Origin of the sequence: Micromonospora sp. NPDC005194, assembly GCF_040608335.1 — a bacterium.
In the GTDB taxonomy this organism is placed as follows: domain Bacteria; phylum Actinomycetota; class Actinomycetes; order Mycobacteriales; family Micromonosporaceae; genus Micromonospora.
In genome coordinates this window covers 153701-178733 of sequence record NZ_JBEXIA010000012.1, presented here as the reverse complement: position 1 = coordinate 178733, position 25033 = coordinate 153701, and the positions used below count along the sequence as shown (strand labels likewise).

17 protein-coding genes and 1 pseudogene are annotated in these 25033 nt (G+C 72.7%); 4 read left to right on the top strand and 14 right to left on the bottom strand.

Going from position 1 to position 25033, the window contains the following annotated elements; translation table 11 throughout:
• A complete protein-coding gene (locus tag ABZU53_RS13615) occupies nucleotides 1–1224 on the bottom strand; it encodes an MFS transporter (protein ID WP_355066013.1) in 1224 nt (407 codons plus the stop codon).
• A 41-nt stretch (nucleotides 1225–1265) separates the two neighbouring features.
• Between ABZU53_RS13615 and ABZU53_RS13610 the strand changes: the two genes are divergently transcribed.
• Entirely contained in the window at nucleotides 1266–2402 is a 1137-nt protein-coding gene (locus ABZU53_RS13610; RefSeq protein WP_355066011.1) for an ROK family protein, read from the top strand.
• 27 nt (nucleotides 2403–2429) lie between these two features.
• Here ABZU53_RS13610 and ABZU53_RS13605 read toward each other — a convergent pair whose 3' ends face one another.
• Nucleotides 2430–2807, bottom strand: coding sequence for a MerR family transcriptional regulator (locus tag ABZU53_RS13605; RefSeq protein WP_355066009.1), 378 nt, complete (start codon nucleotides 2805–2807; stop codon nucleotides 2430–2432).
• 112 nt (nucleotides 2808–2919) lie between these two features.
• Between ABZU53_RS13605 and ABZU53_RS13600 the strand changes: the two genes are divergently transcribed.
• Complete coding sequence (locus tag ABZU53_RS13600) at nucleotides 2920–3627, top strand: SDR family oxidoreductase (RefSeq protein ID WP_355066008.1); 708 nt, start codon at nucleotides 2920–2922, stop codon at nucleotides 3625–3627.
• Nucleotides 3628–3723: 96 nt separating this feature from the next.
• Here ABZU53_RS13600 and ABZU53_RS13595 read toward each other — a convergent pair whose 3' ends face one another.
• From ABZU53_RS13595 to ABZU53_RS13575, 5 genes are all read right to left on the bottom strand, one after another.
• Nucleotides 3724–4380: a DUF3105 domain-containing protein gene (locus ABZU53_RS13595; protein ID WP_355066006.1), complete on the bottom strand. Its 657-nt coding sequence runs from the start codon at nucleotides 4378–4380 to the stop codon at nucleotides 3724–3726.
• On the bottom strand, nucleotides 4373–4996 hold the full coding sequence (locus ABZU53_RS13590) for a flavoprotein (RefSeq protein WP_355066004.1): 624 nt from the start codon (nucleotides 4994–4996) through the stop codon (nucleotides 4373–4375). Before ABZU53_RS13590 ends, ABZU53_RS13595 begins: the two co-directional genes overlap by 8 nt.
• The gene (locus tag ABZU53_RS13585; protein WP_355066002.1) at nucleotides 4978–7203 is read right to left on the bottom strand and encodes a peptidase domain-containing ABC transporter; all 2226 of its coding nucleotides are present in this window, start codon (nucleotides 7201–7203) and stop codon (nucleotides 4978–4980) included. Before ABZU53_RS13585 ends, ABZU53_RS13590 begins: the two co-directional genes overlap by 19 nt.
• Nucleotides 7191–10352, bottom strand: coding sequence for a type 2 lanthipeptide synthetase LanM family protein (locus tag ABZU53_RS13580; protein ID WP_355066001.1), 3162 nt, complete (start codon nucleotides 10350–10352; stop codon nucleotides 7191–7193). The genes ABZU53_RS13585 and ABZU53_RS13580 overlap by 13 nt, the downstream gene beginning before the upstream one ends.
• Nucleotides 10353–10437: 85 nt before the next feature.
• Nucleotides 10438–10620: a mersacidin/lichenicidin family type 2 lantibiotic gene (locus ABZU53_RS13575; protein WP_234581741.1), complete on the bottom strand. Its 183-nt coding sequence runs from the start codon at nucleotides 10618–10620 to the stop codon at nucleotides 10438–10440.
• Between the two features lie 327 nt (nucleotides 10621–10947).
• Between ABZU53_RS13575 and ABZU53_RS13570 the strand changes: the two genes are divergently transcribed.
• Nucleotides 10948–13593 (top strand): AAA family ATPase, encoded by a 2646-nt coding sequence (locus ABZU53_RS13570; RefSeq protein ID WP_355065999.1) that lies wholly within the window; start codon nucleotides 10948–10950, stop codon nucleotides 13591–13593.
• An 83-nt stretch (nucleotides 13594–13676) separates the two neighbouring features.
• Here the strand turns inward: ABZU53_RS13570 and ABZU53_RS13565 are convergent, their stop codons facing one another.
• The 7 genes from ABZU53_RS13565 to ABZU53_RS13535 all read right to left on the bottom strand — a co-directional run bounded on the left by ABZU53_RS13565 (nucleotide 13677) and on the right by ABZU53_RS13535 (nucleotide 23964).
• On the bottom strand, nucleotides 13677–14654 hold the full coding sequence (locus tag ABZU53_RS13565; protein ID WP_354862509.1) for a hypothetical protein: 978 nt from the start codon (nucleotides 14652–14654) through the stop codon (nucleotides 13677–13679).
• A gap of 32 nt (nucleotides 14655–14686) precedes the next feature.
• On the bottom strand, nucleotides 14687–16216 hold the full coding sequence (locus ABZU53_RS13560) for a plastocyanin/azurin family copper-binding protein (protein ID WP_355065997.1): 1530 nt from the start codon (nucleotides 16214–16216) through the stop codon (nucleotides 14687–14689).
• Nucleotides 16217–16224: 8 nt separating this feature from the next.
• Nucleotides 16225–20172, bottom strand: a complete 3948-nt coding sequence (locus tag ABZU53_RS13555) for a ThuA domain-containing protein (RefSeq protein ID WP_355065995.1) — start codon at nucleotides 20170–20172, stop codon at nucleotides 16225–16227.
• An 18-nt stretch (nucleotides 20173–20190) separates the two neighbouring features.
• Nucleotides 20191–21195 carry a multicopper oxidase domain-containing protein gene (locus ABZU53_RS13550; RefSeq protein WP_355065993.1) on the bottom strand — a complete coding sequence of 335 codons (1005 nt, stop codon included), beginning with the start codon at nucleotides 21193–21195 and terminating at the stop codon, nucleotides 20191–20193.
• Nucleotides 21196–21429: 234 nt separating this feature from the next.
• Entirely contained in the window at nucleotides 21430–22269 is an 840-nt protein-coding gene (locus tag ABZU53_RS13545; protein ID WP_355065991.1) for an amino acid ABC transporter ATP-binding protein, read from the bottom strand.
• A 5-nt stretch (nucleotides 22270–22274) separates the two neighbouring features.
• Nucleotides 22275–23069 carry an amino acid ABC transporter permease gene (locus tag ABZU53_RS13540; protein ID WP_354862518.1) on the bottom strand — a complete coding sequence of 265 codons (795 nt, stop codon included), beginning with the start codon at nucleotides 23067–23069 and terminating at the stop codon, nucleotides 22275–22277.
• A 76-nt stretch (nucleotides 23070–23145) separates the two neighbouring features.
• Entirely contained in the window at nucleotides 23146–23964 is an 819-nt protein-coding gene (locus tag ABZU53_RS13535; protein ID WP_354862520.1) for a basic amino acid ABC transporter substrate-binding protein, read from the bottom strand.
• 420 nt (nucleotides 23965–24384) lie between these two features.
• Between ABZU53_RS13535 and ABZU53_RS13530 the strand changes: the two are divergent.
• Nucleotides 24385–24771 (top strand): annotated as a pseudogene (locus ABZU53_RS13530) (helix-turn-helix transcriptional regulator); the annotation flags it as partial.
• Nucleotides 24772–25033 lie beyond the last annotated feature (262 nt).

The following is a 25033-nucleotide window of genomic DNA, read 5'->3' as shown; positions in this document are numbered from 1 at the left end:
TCAGCCCGCGAGGGCGGCCGGTTCCCGGTCGCGGCGACGTCCGGCGGTGAAGCTGACGATTCCCAGGCCCAGCCCGACGACGGCCAGGACCAGGCCCACCCGGGCCGGCGCGAGGTAGCCGAGCCCGGCGGCGATGGCGACGCTGCCCAGGGCCGCGCCCAGGCTGTTGGCGATGTTCATGGCGGACTGGTTGAGCGCCGCGCCCATCAGTTGGGCGCCGGGGGCGACCGTGATCAGGCGTGCCTGCAGGACCGGACCGAGGTAGAGGCTCGTCGCGCCGACCAGGAACGCGCCCACGAACAGGCCCACGCGGTTCGACGCGACGAGGCTGAACACACCGATGCTGACGATCATGGCGACGAAGCCGATCATCATGCTGCGGCGGAGGTCCCGGTCGGCGAGCCAGCCGCCCAGGGCGTTGCCGACGGTCATGCCGAGACCCACCGCGACCAGCGCCCACGGCACGGTCGCGGCGGAGAGGCCGGCGACGTCGGTGGTGACCGGCGCGATGTAGGAGTCGACCGCGAAGAACCCGGCGAAGCCGATCGCCCCGGTGGCCGCGACCAGCCAGACCTGCGGGGTCCGCAGGGAGCGCAGTTCGGCGGCCGGCGAACCGTCCGCCGCCGCGGCGACCTCCGGGACGACCGCCAGCACCGCCAGCAGCGTGAGCAGGAAAACCCCGGCGATCACCAGGTACGCCGCACGCCAGCCGACCGCCTGCCCGAGCCGGGTGATCAGCGGTACGCCCACCACGTTGCTCACGGTCAGCCCACCGAGCACTGTGGCGAAGCCCCGGGCCTCGTTGCCGGGGCCCATCAGGGTCGCCGCGAGCAGGCCAGCTGCGCCGAAGTACGCGCCGTGCGGCAGCGCGGCGACGAACCGCGCCACCAGCACCAGTTCGAACGTCGGGGCCGTGGCGGACGCGATCGTGCCGACGGCGAAGAGGACGAGCAGCCCGAGGACGAGCTTGCGGCGCGGCAGGCGCGCGCTGAGCGCGGCGATCAGCGGGGCGCCCACGACCACGCCCAGCGCGTACGCGGTGATCATCCACCCGGCCTGGGCGACCGCGTTCGACGACGATCGGGCGTACTCCTGCGGGAGCAGGCCGCGTGCCATCTCGGGCAGCAGACCCATCGCCACGAACTCCGTCAGTCCGACCGCGACGCCGCCCAGGGCCAGGGCCGCCAACGCCGCCAGGCGCTGATTTCTGCTCAGTCCGTTCACCGAGCGAATTTAGCAACAGCGTTGCGTAATAGGCTGGTGAGATGACGCGCACCACAGCCGACGTGACGTTCCTGCGCGGATACAACCAGGCGCTCGTCATGGCCGTGGGGCGCACCGCGCGGACGTTCGAGCGGTCGACGGTCGTCGACGCCACCGGGCTGACGCCGCAGGCGGTCTCCAAGGTCATCGCCCGCCTGACCGCCGACGGGCTGATCCGTTCCGCCGGCGTCCGCCGCCCCGGCATCGGCAAGCCGGCGGTCGTCTACGAGCTGGTCCCCGACAGCCGGTACGCGATCGGCGCGCACGTCGCCCGACGCACACTGCGACTGGTCCTGGTCGACCTGGCCGGCACCGTGCACCACTCCACGGTCAGCCCTCTGCCCGGCGACTTCACCCCCGAGCAGCTCCTCGACGTCCTGCGGGTCGGCATCGACGCGATCACCGCCGGCACCGAGCTGCGGAGCCGGCTGACCGGCGTGGGCATCGGCATGATCGGCCCACTCGACCACGCCCACGGGCTGGTCCGGGACGCGCACGGCCTGCGGCACTGGCACGACGTACCGCTGCGCGAGCTGGCCGAGGCGCACCTGGGCCTGCCGGTGCACCTCGACAAGGACGTGACCGCCGGGATCACCGCCGAGGCGTGGCGGCACGGCGCGACGTTCGGCGACGCGGCGCTCATCATGGTCGAATCCGGCATCGGCGCTGGCTTCCGGCTGGGCGGGGCCGCCCACCGGGGCGCGCACACCAACGCCGGCGAGTTCGGGCACACTGTCGTCGACCTGGACGGGCCCCGCTGCGTCTGCGGACGCCACGGCTGCCTGGAGGTCGTCCACCTGCGCGCCACCGAGGCGGGAGACGTCTCCCGCGCGGCCCGCGTCCTCGCCGTCGGCGTCGTCAACCTGCTCCAGACCCTCGACCTCGCCCACGTGGTGCTGGCCGGCGCGGATCTGCTGCGCCACGCGGAGGTCTACCGCGCCGCGGTCGAGCGGGCCGTCCGCACGGACGTGCCGCGCGCGGACTGGTTGACGCCGACGGTGACCCTGTCCAGCCTGGGCGCGGACGTCATCGCCGCCGGCGCCGCCATGCAGGTGCTCGACCAGCGCTACGGCATCCCCGACCTCGCTCCCGGCGCCCCGCCCCCGATCGTGCGACAGTCCGTCGTCGGGGCGCGCTGAGCGGCCCCCAGGGGAGCACGGGGGCGATCACCACAGGGCGGCGTCCGCATAGGCGCAGCCGCTGGCCGGGCTCTCGCTGGAGCTGATCACCGCGTCGAGTCGGTCCCGGACCTGGACGAGTTGGTCGATCTGTCGGGTGAGGCGGTCGCGTTCGGCGTTCAGCAGGGCACGGGACTGCGGGGTGTTGACCTTCGCGTCGACGCAGGGCAGCAGATCCAGGATCGTCCTGCTGGACAGACCCGCGGCGTACAGCGTCTGGATGAGCTGGACGCGGTCGAGCGCCTTCTCGTCGTAGTGGCGCTGGCCGCCGCCGCTGCGTTCGGGGATCAGCAGCGACTGCTCCTCGTAGTAGCGCAGGGCGCGCACCGACACACCCGTGCTGGCGGCCAGTTCTCCGATCCGCACGACCCCTCCCCCACGGCGGTGACAGCCGCCACACAACCTTGTCTCTCACGTCCACGTCAGGTTTTAGCGTAGGTCGCGTACGAATCCTCGTCCAACCCAAGCAGAGGGCATCATGCGGATCTCAGGCTCGATCGCGCTGGTGACCGGCGCCAACCGTGGCATCGGCCGGCACTTCACCCGGCAACTCCTCGAACGCGGCGCGACGAAGGTGTACGCCACGGCCCGCGACCCCGAACAGATCGACATCCCCGGCGTCGAGAGGCTCCGCCTGGACATCACCGACCCGCAGGCGGTGCGGGACGCCGCAGCGCTCGCCTCCGACGTGACCCTGCTCGTCAACAACGCCGGAATCACCACCCGGACCAACCTCGTCACCGGCGACCTGCGCATGGTCCGATCCGAGATGGACACGCACTTCTACGGCACCCTCGACATGGTGCGCGCGTTCGCCCCGGTCCTGGGTGCCAACGGCGGCGGCGCCATCCTCAACGTCCTGTCGGCGTTGTCGTGGTTCTCCTACGACGGGGCGAACGCCTACAGCGCCGCCAAGGCGGCCGAGTGGAGCCTGACCAACGGCGTCCGGCTCGAACTGGCCGCGCAGGGCACGCTGGTGACCGGACTGCACCTGGGCGCCGCCGACACCGACATGATGGCCGACTACGACGGCGACAAGATGGACCCCGCCGACGTCGTCCACGCCGCCCTCGACGGCATCGAGGCCGGCCGACTCGAGGTCCTCGCCGACGAGTGGAGCGCCCACGTCAAGGCATCCCTCGCCGGCGATCCGAGCGCGTTCTACGGCACGGCCGTAGCCGGCTGACGCGCCACGACGACAGCGGTCGGCCACCCCGAGGTGACCGGCCGCCGTCGCGTGCAGCGGTCAGAGCCGGGCAGCACCGTCGCGCCGTCGGCGGCGTCACATGCCGGTCGGCTCGGGAGCGTCGCGCGGCGGGTGCGCCAGGACGAACCGCTGCACGGCCGCGCCGCTGACCGCGGCGCAGAACTGCCGGTACCCGGCCTGCGCTCCCCAGTGCGACAGGGCCAGCGGCCGGCCGGCCGGGAACGCCCCGTAGTCGAGGTCCCACGGCGCGACCACGAACCTGCCGCCGTAGCGGTCGTCGCCGAACGTCCGGGCCAGCGCCCGCAGTGCCTCGATCTGGTCGGGGGCGAGCGGTTCGACGTACCACAGCACGGTGTAGCCGTGTTCCAGGTTGTGGACCAGCGTCTCGATCGGCGGGCGGTCACGGGTGACATAGAACCGGCGCACGGTCGGGGCGGGCACCACGAAGTGCGGCCCGGACGACGGTGGGACCAGGTCGTACCGGACGCGGGTGACGTACGGCTCGGCGGTCCCCGGGCCGACGTGGAGGCCGGCGCCACTGATCCGGTCGGTCAGCTCCGGATCGCAGCCGGCCCGGTCGGCGTCGACCCCGATCGCGGCGGCCGGTCGGTGGGTGGCCGGGTCGGCGTACGCGCGCAGGAACGGGGTGGCCGCCACCACGAGCAGGACGGCGCCGAGCGCGGTGGCCGCCGCGGCGATTCTCGGCCCGTACCCGGAGCGTGCCTCAGCCACGGCCCGCTCCCTGCGCCAGCAGGTGGGCGGCGGTCCACTCCAGCACCGCCTCCACCGGTGGCATCCCCCGGCCCGCGAGGGTGCCGGTGCTCAGCGCGAGCACGGGAACGGGCGGCACCACGCCGTACCCGTCGGCGCGCAACCGCGCCACGTTGCGCTGCACGGCGGGGCGCTGCCACATCGCCGCGTTCATCGACGGCACCAGCACGACCGGAGCGGCGGCGGCCAGCACGCAGGTGGCGACCAGGGTGTCGGCGATTCCCAGGGCCGCCTTGGCCAGGGTGTTGGCGGTGGCGGGCATGACGAGCACCAGATCGGCCCACCCGGTCAGGGTCAGGTGCGCGACGTCGGTCGTCGCCTCCTCGTCGGTCAGCGCCGGGCGTCCGGTCAGGAGGGCGAACGAAGCAGCCGGGACGAAGCGGGCAGCGGCGGGAGTGAGCACGACCCGCACGTCGAGTCCCAACGCGTGGCGCATCACCATGATCGACTGAGGCAGCGTCAGCACGTCCGCGGATCCGCAGGCGGCGACGAGGATCCGCCGCGCCGGGAACGGCCCCGGGTCGTCGGCGGAGACGACCGGGCGCTGCGGCGCCTCGGTCACGGTACGGGTATCCATGCGTCGCCTCCTGCGTGGGCGGGTTCGTCGTCGGTCAACTGGCAGCGGACCAGGTCGGCGTACACGCCCCCGGCACGCAGCAGCTCGTCGTGCCGTCCGCGCTCCACGAGCCGGCCACCGGCGACGACGAGAATCTGGTCGGCGTTACGGACGGTGCTCAGCCGGTGGGCCACCACGATCCGGGTGCAGCGCATCGCCGAGATCGCCTCGTCGACGCGCCGCTCGGTGGCCACGTCGAGGTGGCTGGTCGCCTCGTCCAGCAGGAGCACGGCGGGCTGCCCCGCCAGGGCCCGCGCGATGGACAGCCGCTGCCGCTGCCCACCGGAGAGCGCCTGGCCCCGCTCGGCGACCTGGGTGTCGTAGCCCATCGGCATCGCCGCGATGTCCTCGTCGATCGCGGCGGCCTCGGCGGCCGCCCGGATCGCCGGCATGCCGGCACCCGGATGCACCAGGCTGATGTTGCGCCGAATGGAGTCGCGGAACAGGTAGCTCTCCTGCAACACCACCCCGAACTGGCGGCGCAGAGCGGTCGGGTCGATGCGCGACAGGGGCACCCCGTCGAACAGGATCTCCCCGCCGGTGGGCCGGTAGAGGCCGGTCAGCAGCATGGCCAGGGTGCTCTTGCCACTGCCCGACGGCCCCACCACGGCGACCTTCTCCCCCGGTGCGACGTCGAAGGAGATCTCCCGCAGCACCGGCGCCGCGCCACCGTCGTAGCGGAAGCTCAGGTCGCGGACGCTGATCCGGCCGGTGAGGCGGGGCGCGGGCAGGTCGGGGTCCCCGGCGGGCTCCGGCTGGGCGGCGAAGACGTCCCGCAGGCGTTGCAGGTGCGACACGACCGACTGGAGCACCTGCGCGCTGCTCACCAGCGAGGCCAACGGGGTGAGCGCGGACAGCGCCAACGCCTGCAGGCCCAGGGTCGCACCGAGGCCGGCGCCCTCGAAGAGCCGACCGGTGCCGAGCCACAGCAGCGCCAGCGGCCCGGCGAGTTGGACGCTCGCGGTGATGTTGGCGACCGTGGCCGAGAGCCGGTTCTGGGCGATGTCGGCGTCCAGCGCGGTGGTGTAGCGGCGCAGCCAACCGTCGTACACCTGCCGCTCGGCGCCCATCGACTTGACCGTCGCGATGCCCGACAGCGCCTCCATCAACGCGCTCTCCGCGTCGGCCTGCACGGTGAGATGTCGCTGGCTCAGCCGGAGCAGTCGGCCGTTGACCAGCGCGACGGCCGCCACCTGGACGACACCGATCGCGGCGGCGAGCCCGGCGAAGGTGAGGTCCCTGGCCACCAGCACCCCGAAGTACGCGATCACCAGCACACCGTCGATGACCGCCGTCAGGACCTGGGTGGTGACCAGTTCGCGCAGCAGGATGCTGCTGGACAGCCGCTGCATCAGGTCGCCGCTGGCCCGCTGCTGGAAGAACGCGTACGGCAGCCGCAGCAGGTGCCCGAACAGCCGGGTCATCAGCGCGGCGTCCACCCTGGCCTGCAACGTGACCAGGAGCCGGGAGCGCAGGTAGGCCACGCCGAACTGGGTGAGCACCAGCGCCGCGATGCCCAACGCCAGGTACGGCATGAGGCCGGTCTCCCGGGCCGGCATGATCTGGTCGAAGGCAACCGTCGTGGCCAGGGGCAGGGCCAGTCCCAGGGTCTGGAGCACCAGGGAGACGCCGAACGCCGCGCCCAGCCGGGGCAGGAAGGGCCGCAGCAGCGGGTGCGCGCGCCGCCAGCGGGCCACCGGACCGGGCCGGGAGACGGCTGGCTCGGACACGGCCGCGGGGTCGGGGGTGAAGGTCAGCACCGTGCCGCTGAAGCCGGCGGCGAACTCGGCGGCGCTGAGCAGCCGACGCCCGAGCGCCGGGTCGACGAGCCGGACACCCCGCACGCCGACGTGCTCCACCACGACGAAGTGGGCGTCCTCCCAGTGGGCGACGGCCGGCAGGGGCAGCTCCCCGACCTGGGCGGCGTCGGCGCGGAACGCGCGGCCCCGCAACCCGAACCGGGAGGACGCGGTCAGCAGCGCCCGCGCGGTGACGCCGTCGCGGCCGACGTCGAGCTTGTCGCGCACCCGCGCCAGCGAGGCGCGTACGCCGTGCCGGCGGGCGACCATGGCCAGACACGCGGCTCCGCAGTCGGTGTCGGTCATCTGCATCACCAGCGGCACCCGCTGCCGGCGCCACCACGCCGGGATGCTGGTCAGGCGGCCCACTGTCGCCTCCGAACGCCGAGCACGCCGGTGCGCGCGTCCGCCGGTGGCGCCAGCAGGAGAACCGACGGCACCCGTTCGGGTGCGGCGAGCCGCAGCAGGGCGAGCCCGATCCCCGACAGGCCGGTCATCAGCTCCGGCGTGGCAAGCGCTGTCGGGTTGGCGCAGCGCCAGCCACCGCTGAGGCCGTCGCGCAGCACCGCCGCCGCGGGCGCCGCCGCCTGCTGGGGGGCGGCCGTCAGCAGCAGGTCGAGGTTGCCGAGGTCGCCGTGGCACAGCGAGTGGTTACGACCGAAGCCGGTGGCGAGCGTCGTCCGGACGGCCGTGCCGATCTCCGCGTCCAGCGCCTCGTCGGGGCCGAGGGCGTCGCGCAGCAGCAGCCGCGACAGCCCCACCCCGGGGGCGCCGTGGCACCAGGTCACCGTGCTCTGCCCCGGCCGGCGCAGGTCAGCCCAGTTCGCCAGCTCAGGGCGAAACAGGCTGCGGTCGTACGCGAGCACGCGGGCCGCCGCGTCGGTGTAGGCGGGATCGCGGGTCACCTGCCCGGCGCGGGCCAGCGCGGCGGCGATGCCGGCGGAGCCGTGCGACAGCCCGCCGAGGAGGTCGCCGGCGGCCCCACGGGCCGGGTGCGGGTAGTGCTCGGCGGCGGCGCGAAGTCGTCCGGCGGCCGCGCGCAGGGCGGGCTCGACCCGGTCGGGGTCCAGACCCGCGCCGGAGACGGCGAGGACGGCGCCGGCGTACCCGTCGACCAGGTCGAGGGCCTGCTCGCCGGCGGCCAGCCCGACGATCCGCGCCAACGCCACGTCGACCACCGGCGCGTACCGGTCGGTCCGCCACAGCGCCCCGAGGTGCCCGAAGGTGTAGAGCAGGCCCGACCAGCCGGTGAACGCGCCGATCCGGTCGCCGGGAATCCGCTGGTCGAGGACGCGGGCCGCCAGCCCGGCAGCCGCCCGGCCGGCGAGGTCGGTCAATCGCCGTTCACCGGTGAGTCGGCCGGCGTGGGCCAAAAAGAGCGCCACGCCCGCGATGCCGTCGTAGAGGTGCGGGCCGAGCGGCGTCGGCGCCCACCGGCCCGGGTCGGCGGCCGAGGGCGTGAGGCCGAACCAGGTCGGCTCGGCACCGGGGCAGGCGAGACCGGCCACCACGTCCGCCACCTCGGCCGCGGCGGCCAGGTAGGCCGCCGGGGCGGGCGTCGACGCCGGTGCCAGATCCGCCAGCCGCCAGCGCACCCGCGCGTGGGGCGCGTCGGTGCCGTCCACCCGGGCGGCGAAGGCGGCCTCGATCAGCCAGCGCTGCCGGGCCAGGTCGGCCGGCCCGAGCCGGGCCAGCCGGCGACGCGCCTCGTCGAGTCCGGACCGGGCCAGCAGGCCCGGCAGTCGTTGGCCCCGGCTGCTCCAGAGGTCACGCGAGTCCACCCGGGTGGTGAACATCGGCACGTCGCGGCGTGCCAGGTCGGCGCGCTCCGACGCGACGGTGGCCGCCAGCAGCGGCAGTTCCGCGACCCCCGACCAGAGCCAGTCGTACAGCCGCTCGGTGTCGAGGCCGTCCTGCAGCGCGTCGGTGTGCAGCGCCGCGTCGCGCAGCCGCAGGTACGTGCGGGTGGGGCGGAGCACGACGCGGATCTCGTCGGCGGCGAACGCGGTGAGCGGCCCGTGCGGGGCCAGCAGGTCGTCTCGGACGGCGGCGAGGAGGTGCGTCATCGACTCGAACCCCTGCACCACCCGCGGCAGGTGCGCGGCGACGTCGATCGCCGCGCCGGCGGTGGCGGGGTCCTGCCGGCCCGGCTCGTCGTGGTGGTGACCGGGAGCGCACAGCCGCATCTCGTCGGTCCCCTCGTCCTGCCACGCCGAGCAGCTGCAGCCGTCGCCGACCGGTCCGGCGGCCTCGTCGGCGCGAGGCAGCAGGCCGACCGCGAGCACCGAGTCGGCGATCGCGTCCCCGCCCCGGGCGCTCGTGGACCGGGCGACCGCCGGAGTGAACACGGTCTCCAGGTCGATCAGGACCGGATGCTCACCGTGGGCGACCACGTTCTCCTGGTGGCAGTCGGTGGCGCCGATGGCCTGCAACAGGGCCAGCAGGGCGCCGAACCGGTGGGCGTAGCGGCGCTGTCCGGCCGGCGTGGCGGGCGCGCGGGTGTCGACGTACGCGGCCCAGCCGTACTCGCCGCGCGGCAGCACGGTGAAGGTGTGCAGGTCGGCGCCGCGGTCGTTGAGCCAGGCCAGCAGGTGCTGGAACCGGGCCTCGACGGCAACCGGGCGGGGCTTGTAGACCAGCCGCAGCCCACTGTCGAACGTCGCCACCAGCACCCGGCGGCCGTCGCGGTGGGGGTCGCCGGTCTCCTGGACCTCGACCAGGCGACCGAGCGGGGCCCCGGAGTGCAAGGTCGCCGCGAGCGTCGGCGCGTCGGCGCGGAGCCGGTGCAGGAACTCGACGGTGCGCTCGGCCCACGCGCGGGTCAGCTCGTACGCCTGCCGGGCCAGGACCGGGTAGTCGGCCAGCAGGTCCAGGGCGGCCTCGGGCGCGCGGTACCGGCCGAAGAACGCCACGAAGCGCTCCTGCGGCGTCGCCCCGGACGACGTGCCGCGCAGCCGGTCGATGTTGAGTTCCAGGACGACGGCCCGGCTGAGGAGCACGACCAGTTCGTCGAGCAGGCCGGTCAGTCCCAGCCGGTCCGCGTCGGCCGGCAGCGGCACAGCGTCGTCGGCGAGGTGACGAGCCTGACGTGCCACCTGGGCGCGGGCCTGTGCGACCAGGGGCGCCACCAGGACGAGGCAGGCGTCGAGCGGGCGGCCGGGCAGCAGATCGGGGTCGATCTCCCCGTCCGCCGCTCGCGCGTAGCAGGCGAGCAGTTCGTCGATCCATGCTGGCGTCCCGTCAAGACGTGCGGCGAGCAGCTCGGGCGTCTCGTCGAGCAGAGCGAGAAGCATCTGCTCGTCGATGCCCTCGGCCGCCAGCCGGCGTCGCCAGTCCTCGTCGTTGGTGAACGCGCCGGCGGTGCGCCACCGCGACAGCCGCCACCGCGACCGCTCGCCGGGCAGCGAGGCCGTCGGCACGGGCGCGGCCAGCCGTTCGGCGATGCTCAGCGCGGCCAGGAGGCGCTGCTCGACGCGGACACTCGGGTCGTCGGCGGCGCGGTGCGGGTGTTCGGACATGCGGGGCTCCCGTGACGGTGGGGTGGGCGGAACGACGGGGTCCGGGCCGGGCCCGGACCCCGTGCGGACCCGAGGGTTCGAAAGATCAGCAGACGCAGTGGCAGCACGCCGTGGTGTGGCCGGTGGTCGCGGCGGCGCCGCCGGCCACGGTCTCCAACTGGTCGCGGTCCAGCTCGACCAGACCGGCCGGGTGGGTCTCGACGGCCTCGGGCGAGGCGGCGCGGCGGTACTCGTCCTTCCAGCTGCTGACGATGTCGGTGATGGACATTCGTGGCTCCTTTCGCGACGACCGTCGGCCTGTCCGGCGGTCGCTTGCAGAAACCAGCGTGCGGGCCACGGGGGTGCCGGCACATGAGTAGCCGCTACCTCATCCCGGGCCGGTGGTGTCACGCGGACGACAACCGAACCGCGCGGTCGGAGCGTCAGGTGTGCAGGCATGTCTGGAAGCTGACGGCGCCACCGGATGGGGGTGTGTGAGGGTGGGGCCCGCGCCACCCAGACCGCCGCGCACACACGGTCCGGCCGAGCGAGCGGATCGAGGACGGAGATGGCGACCGGGCCCGGGGCGGGCACCCGGCCGGTTTGAAGGGGTTCCGTGGCTGCATCAGGGGGTTTCGTCGACGGGGACGCCGGATGGCCGTTCGTCGGCCGGGCGCGCGAGCGTGACCGGGCGGTCGAAGCGCTCACCGCGTCGGCGGGTTGGGGCGTCCTGCTCACCGGCGATCCGGGGGTGGGCAAGAGCCGGCTGCTGGAGGAGGTGCTGGCTGAGGCGCTGCGACGGCAACATGTCGTGCTCCGGGTCACCGCCACTCCGGGCTGGCGCGGCGTGCCGTTCGGCGTGCTCGCCAGCCGGCTGCCCCAGCCGTCGGACGCGAGCGTCGCCGACGTCTTTCGCGACGTCGAGCGCCGGCTGCGCGAGGTCGCGGCGGGCCGGGGCGTGGTGGTCGGGGTGGACGACCTCAACTGGCTGGACGACGCGTCCGGGGCGCTCCTCGAACGCCTCGTCGCGGGCGGCACCGTGCGGGTGGTCGCGAGCGTCCGGGGTGACGCCCTGCACGCGGCGCCGGTCGCGGCGCTGCACCGCTTCCGCGCGGTCGACCGGGTCCACGTGCCGCCCTTGGACCCGGACGAGACCGCAGTGCTGGTCCGCGAGGGGCTCGGCGGCCCGGTCGACGGTCTGACGATCGGCGCGCTGTGGCGGATCAGCCAGGGCAACCCGCTCTTTTTGCGCGAGGCGCTCCGGTGCGGGTTGCGCGACGGTGGCCTCGTCCAGCGCGACGGGATGTGGACGTGGCCCGCCGAGTCGCTGTGCTCCACACACCTGTCCGACCTCATCGAACAGACCCTCGGCACGCTCAGCCCGGAGGAGGCCGAGGCGTTGCGGTACGTCGCGCACGCCGAGCCGGCTCCGCTGGCGCTGATCGAGCGGACCGTCGACCCGCCCGTCGCGGAACGGCTCGAGGAGCGCGGCCTGATCCGCCTGGTCCGGCATGACACGGGCGTGCTGGTGCAGACCGGCCATCCGCTGTACGCCGAGGTGGTCCGCAACCGCACCGGGGAGCTGCGGGCCCGCCGGCTGCGCCGGACCCTGGCCGAGGCGCTGGCGGGCGTCGACGGCGGCGGCACCGAGGACCGGGCACGGATCGCGGCCTGGCGCTGCGAGGCCGATCTGCCGGTCGATCCGGACGACCTGCTGGCCGCGTCGGAGTACGCGCTGCGCCGTCACGACGCGGCGCTGGCCGAGCGGCTGGGCCGCAGGGTCGACTCGGCGCGGGGCGACTGGCAGGTGGGCCGGGCGTTGGTGGCTCAGGGGCGCGGCGACGAGGCCGACCGGCACCTGGCCCGCGCCGCGGCCGACCTCGACGACGCGCGCGACCGCGCCGAGGCGACGGCGCTGCGGGCGCTGAACATGTACTGGGGTGACCGACGGCCCGACCGCGCCCGCGAGGTGATCGACGCGGGCCGTCACGACCTGCCCGCCGACGCGCTCGCCGGGTTGCTCGCGGCGGAGGTGGGGATCGCGGCGTTCGGCGGCGACGCGGGGGGCGCGCGTGCCCTGATGGCACGCCTGGCCGCCGACCGGCCCCGGGACCCGCTGCTGGCGACGGCCGTCGCGGCGTTGCTGCCGTACCTGCTGCTGTTCGACGGGCAGCCGGGGCAGGCGGTGCGGATGTTCGACACCGGAGAGGTCGACATCCCGGAGACCTGGCCGACGATGCGTGCCGCGACGCAGGCCTGCCACGTGCAGGCCCTGCTGCTGTCCGGGCGACTGCACGACGCCGAGCGGCTGGCCCAACGCTACTACCGGGACGCGGTCACGCGGGGCGCGGCGGACGCGGTCGGGCTGCTCGCCTTCTCACTGGGCAAGTGCGCCTACCACGCCGGGCAGATGCGGCGGTCGATGCGCTGGCTGCACGAGGCGCGGACCCTCACCGCCGACCGTACGCTGTTCCCGATCCGCGACTACGTGCTGTCGGCGAACGCGTACGTGGCGGCGCAGTTGGGTGAGCTGGCGGAGAGCGGGAGGTTGTTGCGGCAGCTCTTCGACGATCGCACCGACGGCGACGGCCCGCACGGCGGCGGGCTGGTGGCCATCGACGCCGAGTTGACCGCGGCCTGGCTGACCGCCGCGCAGGGCCACCCGGCGACGGCCGTCGCGACGCTGCGGGAGTTGCAGGGGCGTGCCGGGCAGGCGACGACGGTCACGGTCGAGTGCCTGCACCTGCTGTCTCGCCTGGAGCCCGGCACCGCGACCGCCGAGCGGCTGTGCACGGTCACCGCCGACTGTGACAGTCCACTGTTCGCGCTGTGGTCCGAGTACGCCCACGCGCTCGCCGCCGACGACCCGGCCGCGCTGGAACGCGTCGGCAGCGCCCTGGAGGCCAGCGGCTACCTGACGCTCGGGCTGGAGGCCGTGGTCGCCGCCGAGAGGGCGTGCCACCGTCGAGGCGACCAGCGCCGGGCCAACCTGCTGGCCCGGCGCGCGGACCTGCTGCGGGAGCGGTGCGGCGGATACTGGCCCCCGTTGAGCCCTCGGCCGTCGGACCGGGACGGGCTCACTCCCCGGGAGCGACAGATCTGCGAACTGGCCTCGGCCGGGCACGACAATGCCGCGATCGCGGCCAAGCTGGTGTTGTCGGTGCGGACGGTGGAGAACCACCTTCAGCGGGCGTACGTCAAGCTCGGCGTCCGGGGCCGCAGCGGGCTCCCGACGGCGATCGGGGCGCAGCGGGCGGGGTAGGGCGCGGGCGCTCACCCGGTGACCCGCGGGGTCGGGTCGGACGCGGTGTGCCGTCCGACCCGACGCCCGCGGGCGTCGATCCCCTAGAGCCGGGCGTCGCCGGCCGCGGTGGCCTCCTGCACCGCCGAGGTACGACGGACCTCGGCGCGCTCGTCGCCCGCGTCCTCCCGGTCGGGGGCGGCCATCCGGGCCGCCCGGTTGGCGGTCGGCGCGGCCTGCTCGCCGGTCACGCCGCCGCGGATGCGGTTGTTCGCGGCCACCTGCGCGGCCGGGTTGTTGCCCGTCACCGTCAGCTGGCCGTTGATGATGTTGTCGTCGACCGTGACGCCACCGGTGGTGGTGGTGACGCTGACGTCCGCGCCCCAGTAGCCGCCGGAGGCGCAGCTGTCCAGGCCGCCGTTCGGGCCGAGTTGGACACCGCCGAGGTTGCCGGCGAACGTGGCCCGACCCCGGACCGCGCTGCCGCACACGACACTGCCGGTGGCGCTGTTGAGCACCGACAGGGTGCCGTCGACGAACGAGTCGTGCACGTCGGTGTAGTAGGTGCCGGTGCTGCTGACGTTGCGCGTCACCTGGGTGCCCCCGTCGAGCCGGACCTCACCGGCGCCGACGGTGACGTTCCCGGCGATCGTCGCCGCCTCGGCGAACAGGAAACTGTCGATGGTGGCCGAGCCCTTCGGCCGGACGGTCACCGCACCGGTCTGGGCGTCGGACAGGAAGACGCCGTACCCGCCGGCGGCCAGCACCACCTGGCCGTCGACGCTGGTCTCGGTGGCGTCGAGGTAGCCGTCGGCGGCGACGCGTACCTCACCGCTGACCCGGCCACCGGTGACCACCAGGTTGGCGCCGGCGGCGACGGTGACGTTGCCGGTGATCGTGGTGCCGGTCAGCGCACATGACTCACCGGCCGGAACGAGCAGGTCGTTGGGCACGGTCACCGCACCGCCGGTGCCGATGCAGTGGGTGACCAGGTCGGCGTGGGCGGTGGGCGCCACGGCCAGCACCGAGGCGGCGATAACGGCGGTCACGGTGGCCAGCTTGGCGACGGTACGTCCGGGCATCGTGGTACTCCCTGTCGGTGAGATTCGGGTGCTCATGCGCCGACGTCCGATCGGGCCGCGGCCCGGACGATGGCGCCCTGCTGCCGCTTGGTCAGCGTTCCGGTGGTCACGAGAGCGGTGGTGACCGCCTCGACGTGCCGGACGAAGTCGGCGTGGCCGGGGTAGTCGGCGTGTTCGTCGATCAGATCGTTGATGGTGCAACCGTCGCCGGTGTCGGCGTTGGCCACGCCGGTGTCGTCACCGTCGATGATCACCGTGGCCCGGGTGTCGGACGCGGGGCAGGCGTCGGTGCCGTCGGCCACCACAGTGAACGTGGTGGACCGCTCGGCGGCGGCGTTCCCCGCGGTGTCGGTCGCCCGGTACCGCAGGGTGTGCGCGCCGGGCGTGCGGACGGTGACCGGGCCGGCGTACGCGGTCCAGCCGCCGGTGTCGAGCGCGTACTCGACCGACGCCACGCCCGAGCCGGCGTCGGTCGCGGTGACGGTGACTGTCGCCGCGCCGACGTAGGCGCCGGCGGCGTCCCGCTCGCCGGTGACCGTGGCGGCCACCGTGGGCGGGGTGTCGTCCTCCTCCGGCGGGGCGACGACTGTGAAGTGGGCCATCTGCTCCGCCGAGGTGTTGCCGGCGACGTCGGTCGCCCGGAAGTGCAGCATGTGCATCCCGACCGCGGTCACCACGATCGGATTCGTGTACGCGGTGAAGGCCGCGCCGTCGAGGGCGTACTCGATGGTGGCGACCCCCGATTCGGCGTCGGTGGCGGTCAGCGTGGCGGTGGCCGTACCGACGTAGTTGCCGTCGCCGTCGCGGTCGCCGGCCAGCGCGTCCGTGACCACCGGCGCGGTGGTGTCCTCCTCGGTCGGCTCGACGATGCGGAACGACACCGAGCCGACCGTGCTGGTGTTGCCGGCCTGGTCGGTGGCGCGGAACTGCACCGAGTGGTCGCCGACCGCGCTGATGCGCACCGGCTGGGTGTACGGCGTGAAGCTGGTGTCGTCGACCTGGTACTCGACGGTCTCCACACCCGAGCCGGTGTCGGTGGCCGTGACGGTGACCGTCGCCGTACCGACGTAGTTGCCGTCCTGGTCGCGGTCGCCCGACACGGCGGCGGTGACCGTCGGCGGCGTGGTGTCGTCGCCTCCCCCGCCGTCGGTGACGACCAGTTCGCCGACCATCTGGCTGTGGCCGGGGATCGAGCAGAAGTAGCGGTACCGGCCCGGGGTCAGCGTGACGGTCGCCTGGTGCCGGCCGTCGTTGGCGTCGAACGGGCTGGCCAGGATGTTGACTGTGACGTCGTGGTTGTAGCCCTCGGTGCTGGTGTCGAAGGTCAGGGTGTGCGGCATTCCGGTCGTGTTGCCGGTGGCCGCGCTGTTCTCCCAGATGATCGTCGCCGCGCCGGCCACCGCCTGGGTGGGCACGGACTTGTAGCGGGTGGTGTTGTCGTCGGCGGTCCAGGTCAGCACCTGGTCCGCGGCGGCGCGCGGGGCGGCGGAGGCGGGTGGCGCGGCCAACGGCGTGACCGTGAGCAGGAGCGCCGCCAGCGCGGCCGTGAGTCGTCGGATCATCGTCTCTCCTAGAGTTCCCGCACGCGGATGTTGCGGAACTCGGTCAGGTCGTTGTCACCGTGGTTCTGCAGGCCGATGAAGCCGCGCAGGAACTGCCGCAGGTCGGTCGGCGGGTCGCCGGCACGGGAGGACTGCTTGCCCGGCGTGTTGTCGAACTCGTTGATCACCACGCCGTTCCGGATCATCGTGTAGTGCTGCCCGACCGCCCGGATCTCGTAGTCGTTCCACACGTTCTTCGGCGTGACGCCGGCCTGGGCGAGCGGCACCGGGTCGAAGTTGTAGACCGAACCGGTCTTCTGCGGCTCGCCGGTGTCCCCGTCGTAGATCTGGATCTCGTGTCCGCAGTAGATCGCCATCCAGGCCGGCGAGGTCCGGGCCGACCCGATCGTGCCGCAGCTGCCCGGTGGCCGCTGCTCCAGCGGGGTTCGCAGGTCCGGGAAGCGGATGAAGACGCCGGTGTTGGCGCGGCCGGTGCCCGGTGCGATGTCGCGGAACTGCACCTTGAGCGAGAAGTCCGCCAATTCCTTGGTGTGCCAGAGCATGCCGAGGCCGCCGCTGGAACGCAGTGCCCCGTCCGGCTGGATGCTGAACGATCCCGTCGGAGCCTGCTGCCAACCACGCAGCGACTCGGCGGTGCCGTCGTAGAGCGGCTCGTATCCGGTGCGCCCGTCCCGGCCGATCTCGGACGCGGCGGCCAGGCGGGTGAGCGTGCCCGATTCGCGGGCGTTGAGCAGGCCGTCGTCCTGCAACGCGCGGGTCACCGCGCTCACGTGCCGGACGAAGGCGTTGTGGTCGGGCCAGGTGCTCTCGTCGTCGATCAGGTCGTTGATCGTGCACCCCTGCCCGACCGTGCGGCTGGGCACTCCGGTGTCCGTGTCGCCGAGCCACACCGTGTCCCGGGAGTCCGGCACCGCGCAGCCGACCGTGACGGTGGTCTGCACCGTCGCCGTCTCGCCGTCGGCGTACGTGACGGTGAGCTTCGCGGTGTAGGTGCCGACCTTGGCGTACGTGTGCCGGGGGTCCGCCTCGGTCGACGTGGCGCCGTCGCCGAATTCCCACCGGTGGCTCACGCCGCCGGACCGGGAGCCGGTGAAGGCGATCGTCAACGGCTTGTTCTGCACGGCGACGGAGTTCGCCGCCGGTGCCGGGGTGGGCGCACCGCCGGTGTAGGTGATCCGGATGAGCTTCTGGTTGGGGTGCAGGCTGAAGAACCCGCCTCCGTAGTCGAGCAGGTAGAGCGCGCCGTCCGGGCCGAACTTGGCGTCCATCCAGCTCTGCAGCCGGGTGTCACCGTTGCCGCTGGGGATGATGGCCCGCAGCGACTCGGCGTACACCGGCGGGGTGGCCGTCGGCACGCCGGCGGGGTCGACGGTGACCGCGACCCGGTTGGCGGCGTTCGACTCGTCGCCGATGAACCACTTCTCGTCCCAGTACGCCGGCCACGCCACAGTGCTGTTCGGATCGACCCGGTCGCGGTGGTAGGTGGGACCGGACATGATGGCCTGCCCGCCGCCGCGCAGGTACGGCTGCGTGTAGGTGGCGTCGGCCGCGACGTACGTCGGGAGGCCGCTGCCGTCGGTGCGCTTCGGGAAGACCGGGCCGCCGCCATCCGGCGAATACCAGATCATGTTGTCCCGGGCCGCCGGGATGTCCACCAGCCCGGTGTTGCGCGGTGACTCATTCTTCAGGTTGCCGCAGTCGTACCAGCCGGTCAGCACTGTCGCGTCGGTGCTGCTGCGGTCCCGGTACGGCTGCCGGTTGCCCATGCAGTACGGCCAGCCCTGGTTGCCGGCCGACGTGATGATGGTGGCGGTCTCGTACTTGGCGGGGCCCAGCGTGGGGCTGGGCGAGGCGGCGTCCGGGCCGACCCAGCCGGCGGTCAGCCACTGGTGCTCCGGGTCGATCTGGAGGCGGGCGATGTTGCGCACGCCCATTACGTAGATCTCCGGGCGGGTCTTCTCGGTGCCGGGCGGGAAGAGGTTGCCCTCCGGGATGGTGTACGTGCCGTCCGCCTCGGGGTGGATCCGGATGATCTTTCCGGCGAGGTCGTTGGTGTTACCCGACGTACGGCGGGCGTCCTGGAACGAGATCCCCTGGTACTCCTGGGTCCAGTTGTTGCCGGAGTAGCCCTGCGACCCCTCGGAGGAGTTGTTGTCGCCGGAGCCGACGTAGAGGTTGCCCTTCGCGTCGAACGCCATGCCGCCGCCGGCGTGGCAGCAGCTGTGGATCTGCACCGGGAACTGCAGCAGGTCCTTGCGGGTGCCCTGGTCGATGGTCTGGGCCGCCCGGTCGTAGGTGAAGCGGGAGATGGTGCGCTGCCCGACCCGTTTCACCCGGTCGATCGACTCGTGTGGCATCCAGTAGACGTAGAGCCAGCCGTTCTCGGCGAACTTCGGGTCGGGCACGATGCCGAGCAGGCCCTCCTCGTTCTTCACCAACTCTGAGCCGCTGCCCCGGTTGCCCATGACCCGCAGGGTGGTGAGGAGTTTCACCTGCCTGCTGCGGGGGTCCCAGGAGTGGATGGTGCCGCAGCCCAGGCCGACGTTCGGGTCGTTCCAGTCCGCGATCGGGCCGCTGGGGCAGGCCGCCTTGCCGACGTAGAAGACCGTGCCGTCCGGCGCGATGGTGAGCCCGTGCGGCTCGCCGATCTGGTCCAGCTGCCCGGTCTGGTTGGCGGCGGTGAGCCGCTCCACCTTGTAGTTCGCGGCGATCGTCGCCTGGCAGTCACCGCGTACGCGCCCGGTGGTCCAGTTCAGCGCCCCGGCCAGGTGCGCGCGGAACGCCTCCTCGCCGTAGCTGCCCTCGGTGTGGCCCATGCCGGTGTAGAACGACCGCCCGCCGTCGTAGTCCCGGCACCAGGACACCGGGTGGAACGGGCCGTTGGCGCCCGGCCCCGGGTCGTAGTGCCGTTCCTCGACCTGGGCGAGGGTGTGCACCGCGCCGATCGGGTTCGGGTCCCAGTTGTCCCAGCGGTCCGACCGGGTGAGGGTCAGCGGCAGCGACGCGGTGGCCGGGTGTTTACGGTCCAGGATGTCGACCACCGCCCGGTTCACGGGGGTCGGCGGCGGCGCGGTGGCCGTCCCGGTGAACAGGCGCAGGTCGGCGAGCTGGATCAGCGGCTCGCCGCTGTTGGCGGTGATGTTCAGCCGGTAGCGGCTGAACTCCTGCGGCGTGGCGATGTCGAACCGCCGGGTCTGGAACCGCTCCGCGAAGGTCTGGTTGGTGCGCCGGTCCAGATCGGACCAGGTCTGGCCGTCCGTGGAGCCCTGCAGGGTCCAGTCCTTCGGGTCCCGCCCGACGAAGTCGTTGGCCGACGTCAGCGCGTACCCGGTGATCCGCTTCGGTGCGGCCAGCTGGTACGCCACCCACGCGGTCGGGGTGCGGACCAGCCACTTGGTGTTGGCGTCGCCGTCGGTCAGCTTCTCCTTGGTCTCGCTCGGCGGGTTCTCGCCGCTGGCGGTCACCGCGGCCACCGGCTCGGCAACCGGGATGGCGCCCGCCGGGCGGGTGCCGATCAGGCCGGTGAACCAGGTGGAGTCGACCTGCGCGCGGGCGGCGTCGGCGATGCCGACGAAACCCCCGCCGGCCTTCATGTAGCCCTGGAGCGCCGACTCCTGGTCGCGGTTGAGCGCGGCGCCCGTCGCGGAGAGAAAGACCACGCTGCGGTACGCCGAGAGCCCGGTCGTGGTGAAGACCGCCGGGTCCGTGGTGGCCGTGACATCGATGTCATGACTGGCCGCAAGCTGTCGGATGGTGTCCACGGCACGCGACACCGGGTCCTGTTGTTCGGCCACCGGCCCGTGGAATACGAGCACGGCTGTTCTGGGCGGCTGGGCCGCCTGGGCGGCGGCCGCGGGTCGCGGCGCGGCGGTCGCCGCCGTGGCCGTGGCCGTGGCCGGAATCAGTGTGGCGAAGGCCGCTACCGCGGCGAGGGCTCGTCGTACGTCTCTGGTCATCCCCGTCCCCACTTTCGGTCAGCTTCCATGCGTGTGGGTGTGGCCCTGGAACCGGTGGATCGCCTCCTCGGCGCCGGGGGGCATGCTGCCGTCGGCGTTGCGCACCAGGAAGATCCCGGCCATGCCGCCGTCGGAGTGGTTCTGCACGTGGCAGTGGTACATCCACGCGCCGGGTCCGACGCCCTCCCCGGCGAGCACCTGGAACCCGAACGAGCTGCCCGGGTTGAGGTCCTTGTTGTCGATGACCAGGCTCGGGTCGGCCGGTCCCTCCAGCATTCCGGTGCGGTTGTCCGCCCAGCGGTGCGCGTGCAGGTGGAAGGTGTGGAACAGGTTGCCGTGCCCGATGGCGAGCCACTCCACCCGCTGGCCCAGGTTCGCCTCGAACATCGGCGTGTCCGGGGCCATCCGGTTGTTGATCGTCATGTCGTGGAACACGACAGTGAACTGCTTCTCCGGCAGGATGTCGCCGCGCCGGCGGACGATCAGCGCCCCGTACAGGCCCTTCGCGACTCCGGCGGTGCCGTGGTCGGTGCCCATGGCGTGATCGTGGTAGTGCCAGTAGCCGGCGCTGCCCGGCATGTACCGGCGACCCGACGCGGCCACCATCTCGTGGGAGCGCCAGACGTACGTCCGGGTCTCGCCGGGGTTGTTGAACGAGTCGTTGAACGGGCTGCCGTCCGAGTCGGTGCTGTAGTCCACCCCGTGCGGGTGGATGGACAGCCGCTGGGTGGTGGTGTTGACCAGGGTGATCTCCAGGGTGTCACCCTCGTAGATCTCCAGCACGGGCCCCGGCACGGTGGCCTGCCCGGGTGCGAGGCCGTACCCGAACAGCCCGCCGGGCAACTGCTCGGCGTAGATGGTGACCTTCTTGGTCACTCCGGCGGCGGCCCGGGCCGGGCTGCCTCCGAACGCGCCGCCGAGCGTGGGCGCGGACGCGCCCAGCGCCCCGGCGGCGAGCGCCCCGGTGGCGATCAGTGATCGGCGGGACAGGTGACGATGGGAGCCAACGGCGTGATCGTCCATGGGTCTCCGTTCCCGACCGGGCGAAGACGCGACGAGGGCAGGGTGCATCGACCGCCGAGCACAAGGCGGCAGCACGACTGAGGTGAGGATCGTCGCGGACTTCGCTCGGAAGACTCAGAACTTTCGATGGATGAACCCAACTTATGTAATCCATCGACGAAAGTACAGGTCTGATTGCAGGAAGATTACCGCGAGATCACGCCGTACGTCGATTGACCAGGCGATGTGGAGTGCTCAGACGGTGTGCCGGTCGTCCGTCGGCAGGCCGGGCGCCTCGGGCGGCTCGGGCGACTGGTCAGGCTGACCGAGCCGCTCCACCCGGGTCGGGTCGAGGACCCGGGCGAGGAACGCGCGCGTCCGCTCGTGCTTCGGCGCGCCCAGCACCTCCTGCGGCGGCCCCTGCTCGACCACGACGCCACCGTCCATGAACACGACCCGGTCCGCCACGTCCCGGGCGAACGCCATCTCGTGGGTGACCACCATCATCGTCATGCCGTCCTCGGCGAGCCCCCGCATGACGGTGAGCACGTCGCCGACCAGCTCCGGGTCGAGCGCCGAGGTCGGCTCGTCGAAGAGCATGAGCTTCGGCTCCATCGACAACGACCGGGCGATCGCGGCCCGCTGCTGCTGCCCGCCGGAGAGCTGCGCCGGGAACGCGTCGGCCTTGTCGGTCAGGCCGACACGCTCCAGGTTGGCCCGCGCGATCCGCTCGGCCTCGGCGCGACCGCGCCGCAGCACCCGCCGCTGGGCGATGGTGAGGTTGTTCAGCACGGTCAGGTGCGGAAACAGGTTGAACGACTGGAACACCATGCCGATGCCCCGGCGTACCGCGTCGATCTCGACGTCGGGGTCGGTCATCTCGACGCCGTTCACCCAGATCGTGCCGGCGGTCGGCTCCTCCAGCAGGTCGACGCAGCGCAGCAGCGTCGACTTGCCGGAGCCGGACGGCCCGATGACGCAGACGACCTCGCCCTGGCCGACCTCGAAGTCGATGCCCTTGAGCACCTCGAGCGGCCCGAAGGACTTGTGCAGGTCGCGGATCTCGACGGCGGGACGGGACGGGGTGGTCGTCATGCGGGTCACCGGGCCTTGGCGTAGCGGAGTTCGAGGCGGCGCACCACCTGGGACAGGGGCAGGGTGATGACCAGGTAGGCGAGGCCGGCCACCAGCAGCGGCGTGGCGTTCACCCGGTCGTTGAGCATGTCCCGGCCGAACTTGGTGACCTCGATGGTCTGCGCCGTCACGCCCAGCACGTAGGCCAGCGACGAGTCCTTGGTGAGCAGGATGAGCTCATTGGTCAGCGGCGGGATGACGATCCGGAACGCCTGCGGAATGACGATGGTGCGCATGGCGGTGAAGTGCGACATGCCGAGGGTGCGGGCCGCCTCCATCTGCCCCTTCGGCACGGCCTGGATGCCGGCCCGGATGGTCTCGGCCATGTACGCGGCGGCGGTGAGGCCGAGACCGATCGCGATCGAGCCGAACACGCCGCCGGGAATCTCCCGCTCCGGGAAGGCGATGGGGATGCCGTACCCGACGAGGAAGAGGATCAGCAGCGCCGGCAGACCCCGGAACAGCTCGATGTACGCGGTCGCCAGCCAGCGGTACGGCGCCACCCGGGACAGCCGCATCAGGGCGAGGACGGTGCCGAACACGAGGCCGAAGGCGAACGCGCCCAACGTGTAGAGGATCGTGTTGCGCAGCGCCACGGTGATGATCGTCGGAAACATCGACTCGATGATGTCGACGCGGAAGAACGCGTCCTTGAGCCTGCCCCAGTCCGCGGCGAAGAGCACCGCGGCGATGATCGCGACGAAGACCAGGTACTGGATGCCGAGGGACAGTCGTTCCCGCTGGCGGCGTCGCAGCTTCACGTTGGCTCGTTGCCTTCCCGGAGTGTGCCGACGGGAAGGGCGCGCGTCGCGCGCGCCCTTCCCCACTGAGCTTCGATCAGGCGCTCGGCCGCTTGCCGATCCACTTGGAGTAGATCGCGTCGTACGAGCCGTCCTGCTTGGCCTTGGCCAGCGTCTCGTTGATCTTCTTGAGCAGTTCCGGGTTGCCGTCCTTCTTCACCGAGAACCCGTACTGCTCGCCGGTGTCGAACTCGGCGGTCACCTCGAACCCACCCGGGTTCTTGCGGAGGTACTCGGTCCACACCGGCAGGTCGTTGACGGCGGCCTCGACCTGGCCGTTGGCGACGGCCTGCTGCAGGGCGGCGAGATCCTCGAACTCGACCAGCTGCAGGCCCTTCTCCTTCTCGAACTTCCGGGCGTAGTCACGACCGGTGGTGGCCGCCTGGACGCCGAGCTTCTTGCCCCGCAGGTCGTCGAGCGACTTGTACGGCTTCCCGGTCTTGACCAGCAACGCCTGCGTCGCGTCGAAGTACGGGTCGGAGAAGTTCATCACCTTCTGGCGTTCGGCGGTGATGGTCATGCCGGCGGCCGCCGCGTCGCACTTGCCGGTGTTCAGGTCCTGACCGGACTTGATCCCCTCGAACGGCGTGTCGATGATCGTCTGCTCGACGCCAAGCTCCTTGGCCACGAGGTCCATCACGTCGACGTCGAACCCGGTGACCTTGCCGCTGGCGTCCTTCGACTGGAACGGCGGGTACGGCAGGTGGGTGCAGACGGTCAGCTTGCCGGCCTCGACCAGCTTGACCCCGCTGGCCTGGACCTCGCTGTCATCCTTCTTGGCGCATCCCGCGCTCAACGCCAGAGCGGCGACCGCCGCGACAAGGCCGGCCTGACGGACTGCGCTACGGACTCTCACGAGTGTCCCTCCGGTTCGGCTCCCCTGTGACGGGCAGCCAGGTTGGTGCGAAGACGGTGTGACAGGGGACGGTACCTGATTCGACGAACGGTACCCAGATCACGGGGCGTAGCCGTCGTGCTGCGGCGTCCATCACAGCCCGTGAACGGGACAGGCGGACACGTTCGGGACGACGGGCCGCAGCGGACCCCGACCGTCCGCCGTCGTCCGGTGACCCGAGGCGCGGGCCGCTCCGCCGCGACGAACGGCAGTTGAGTATCCGACCCACCTCGAACGAGTAAGCCGTCGTGCCGGCCACCGCTGCGCCACCACAGAAGCTGGTGGACGATCAGGGGTACCGCCGTCACGGGAATGGGGAAGCAGAACTGACCATCGAGCCGGGTACACCGAGGCGATTCCGGGTGGGAGGGCACGGCTGAGATGGACAGCTACCCCATGACCCCTCAGATGGCCTTCGCGCAGTTCGTCCGCCAGGCCGTCGACGACGCCCGCGAGGAGCACGGTTGGACCGTCGGCGACATCGCGCAGCACACCGGCGTCAGCCGCTCGACGCTGTTCCGCTGGCTCGCCGGTGACTGGCAGCGCTACCCCGAGCTGGCGAAGGTGCGCAGCCTCTGCGCCACCCTCGACCTCTCCATCGCCGCCGCGATCCGGCCGCTCGCGATGCCGAACGCCGCCGTGACGCCCCGGGTGCTGGCGGAGGTCGAGGCGGACATGGGCAGCATCCGCCGGCGGTTGCTCGACGACACGGTCTCCGCCGCGGACAAGCGCCAGATCCGGAAGCTTCTCCGCCGTCTCGCCGGCCGCGACCTCCCGGTCGAGGGGGCGTCGCCGTCCACGACCGGCTCCGGCGCCACCCCACCCTCCCCGTCGCAGGCAGGTGCGTCCCGCCGGTAGCTCGATCGGACGGGCGCCGCAGGGCCGGCCGACCTCAGCGCGCGGCAACTCCGCCGGCCTCAGCGCGTAGCGCAGCCAGCCTCAGCGCGTAGCGCAGCCAGCCTCAGCGCGTAGCGCAGCCAGCCTCAGCGCGCGGCGCGAGCCGGCCTCAGCACGGTGACGCGACCCGGCC

Coding starts and splice junctions, on each gene's coding strand:
- ABZU53_RS13610 (WP_355066011.1), top strand. CDS start 1,266: ATGACGCGCACCACAGCCGACGTGACGTTCCTGCGCGGATACAACCAG.
- ABZU53_RS13600 (WP_355066008.1), top strand. CDS start 2,920: ATGCGGATCTCAGGCTCGATCGCGCTGGTGACCGGCGCCAACCGTGGC.
- ABZU53_RS13590 (WP_355066004.1), bottom strand. CDS start 4,996: ATGGATACCCGTACCGTGACCGAGGCGCCGCAGCGCCCGGTCGTCTCC.
- ABZU53_RS13580 (WP_355066001.1), bottom strand. CDS start 10,352: ATGTCCGAACACCCGCACCGCGCCGCCGACGACCCGAGTGTCCGCGTC.
- ABZU53_RS13575 (WP_234581741.1), bottom strand. CDS start 10,620: ATGTCCATCACCGACATCGTCAGCAGCTGGAAGGACGAGTACCGCCGC.
- ABZU53_RS13565 (WP_354862509.1), bottom strand. CDS start 14,654: ATGCCCGGACGTACCGTCGCCAAGCTGGCCACCGTGACCGCCGTTATC.
- ABZU53_RS13560 (WP_355065997.1), bottom strand. CDS start 16,216: ATGATCCGACGACTCACGGCCGCGCTGGCGGCGCTCCTGCTCACGGTC.
- ABZU53_RS13555 (WP_355065995.1), bottom strand. CDS start 20,172: ATGACCAGAGACGTACGACGAGCCCTCGCCGCGGTAGCGGCCTTCGCC.
- ABZU53_RS13550 (WP_355065993.1), bottom strand. CDS start 21,195: ATGGACGATCACGCCGTTGGCTCCCATCGTCACCTGTCCCGCCGATCA.
- ABZU53_RS13545 (WP_355065991.1), bottom strand. CDS start 22,269: ATGACGACCACCCCGTCCCGTCCCGCCGTCGAGATCCGCGACCTGCAC.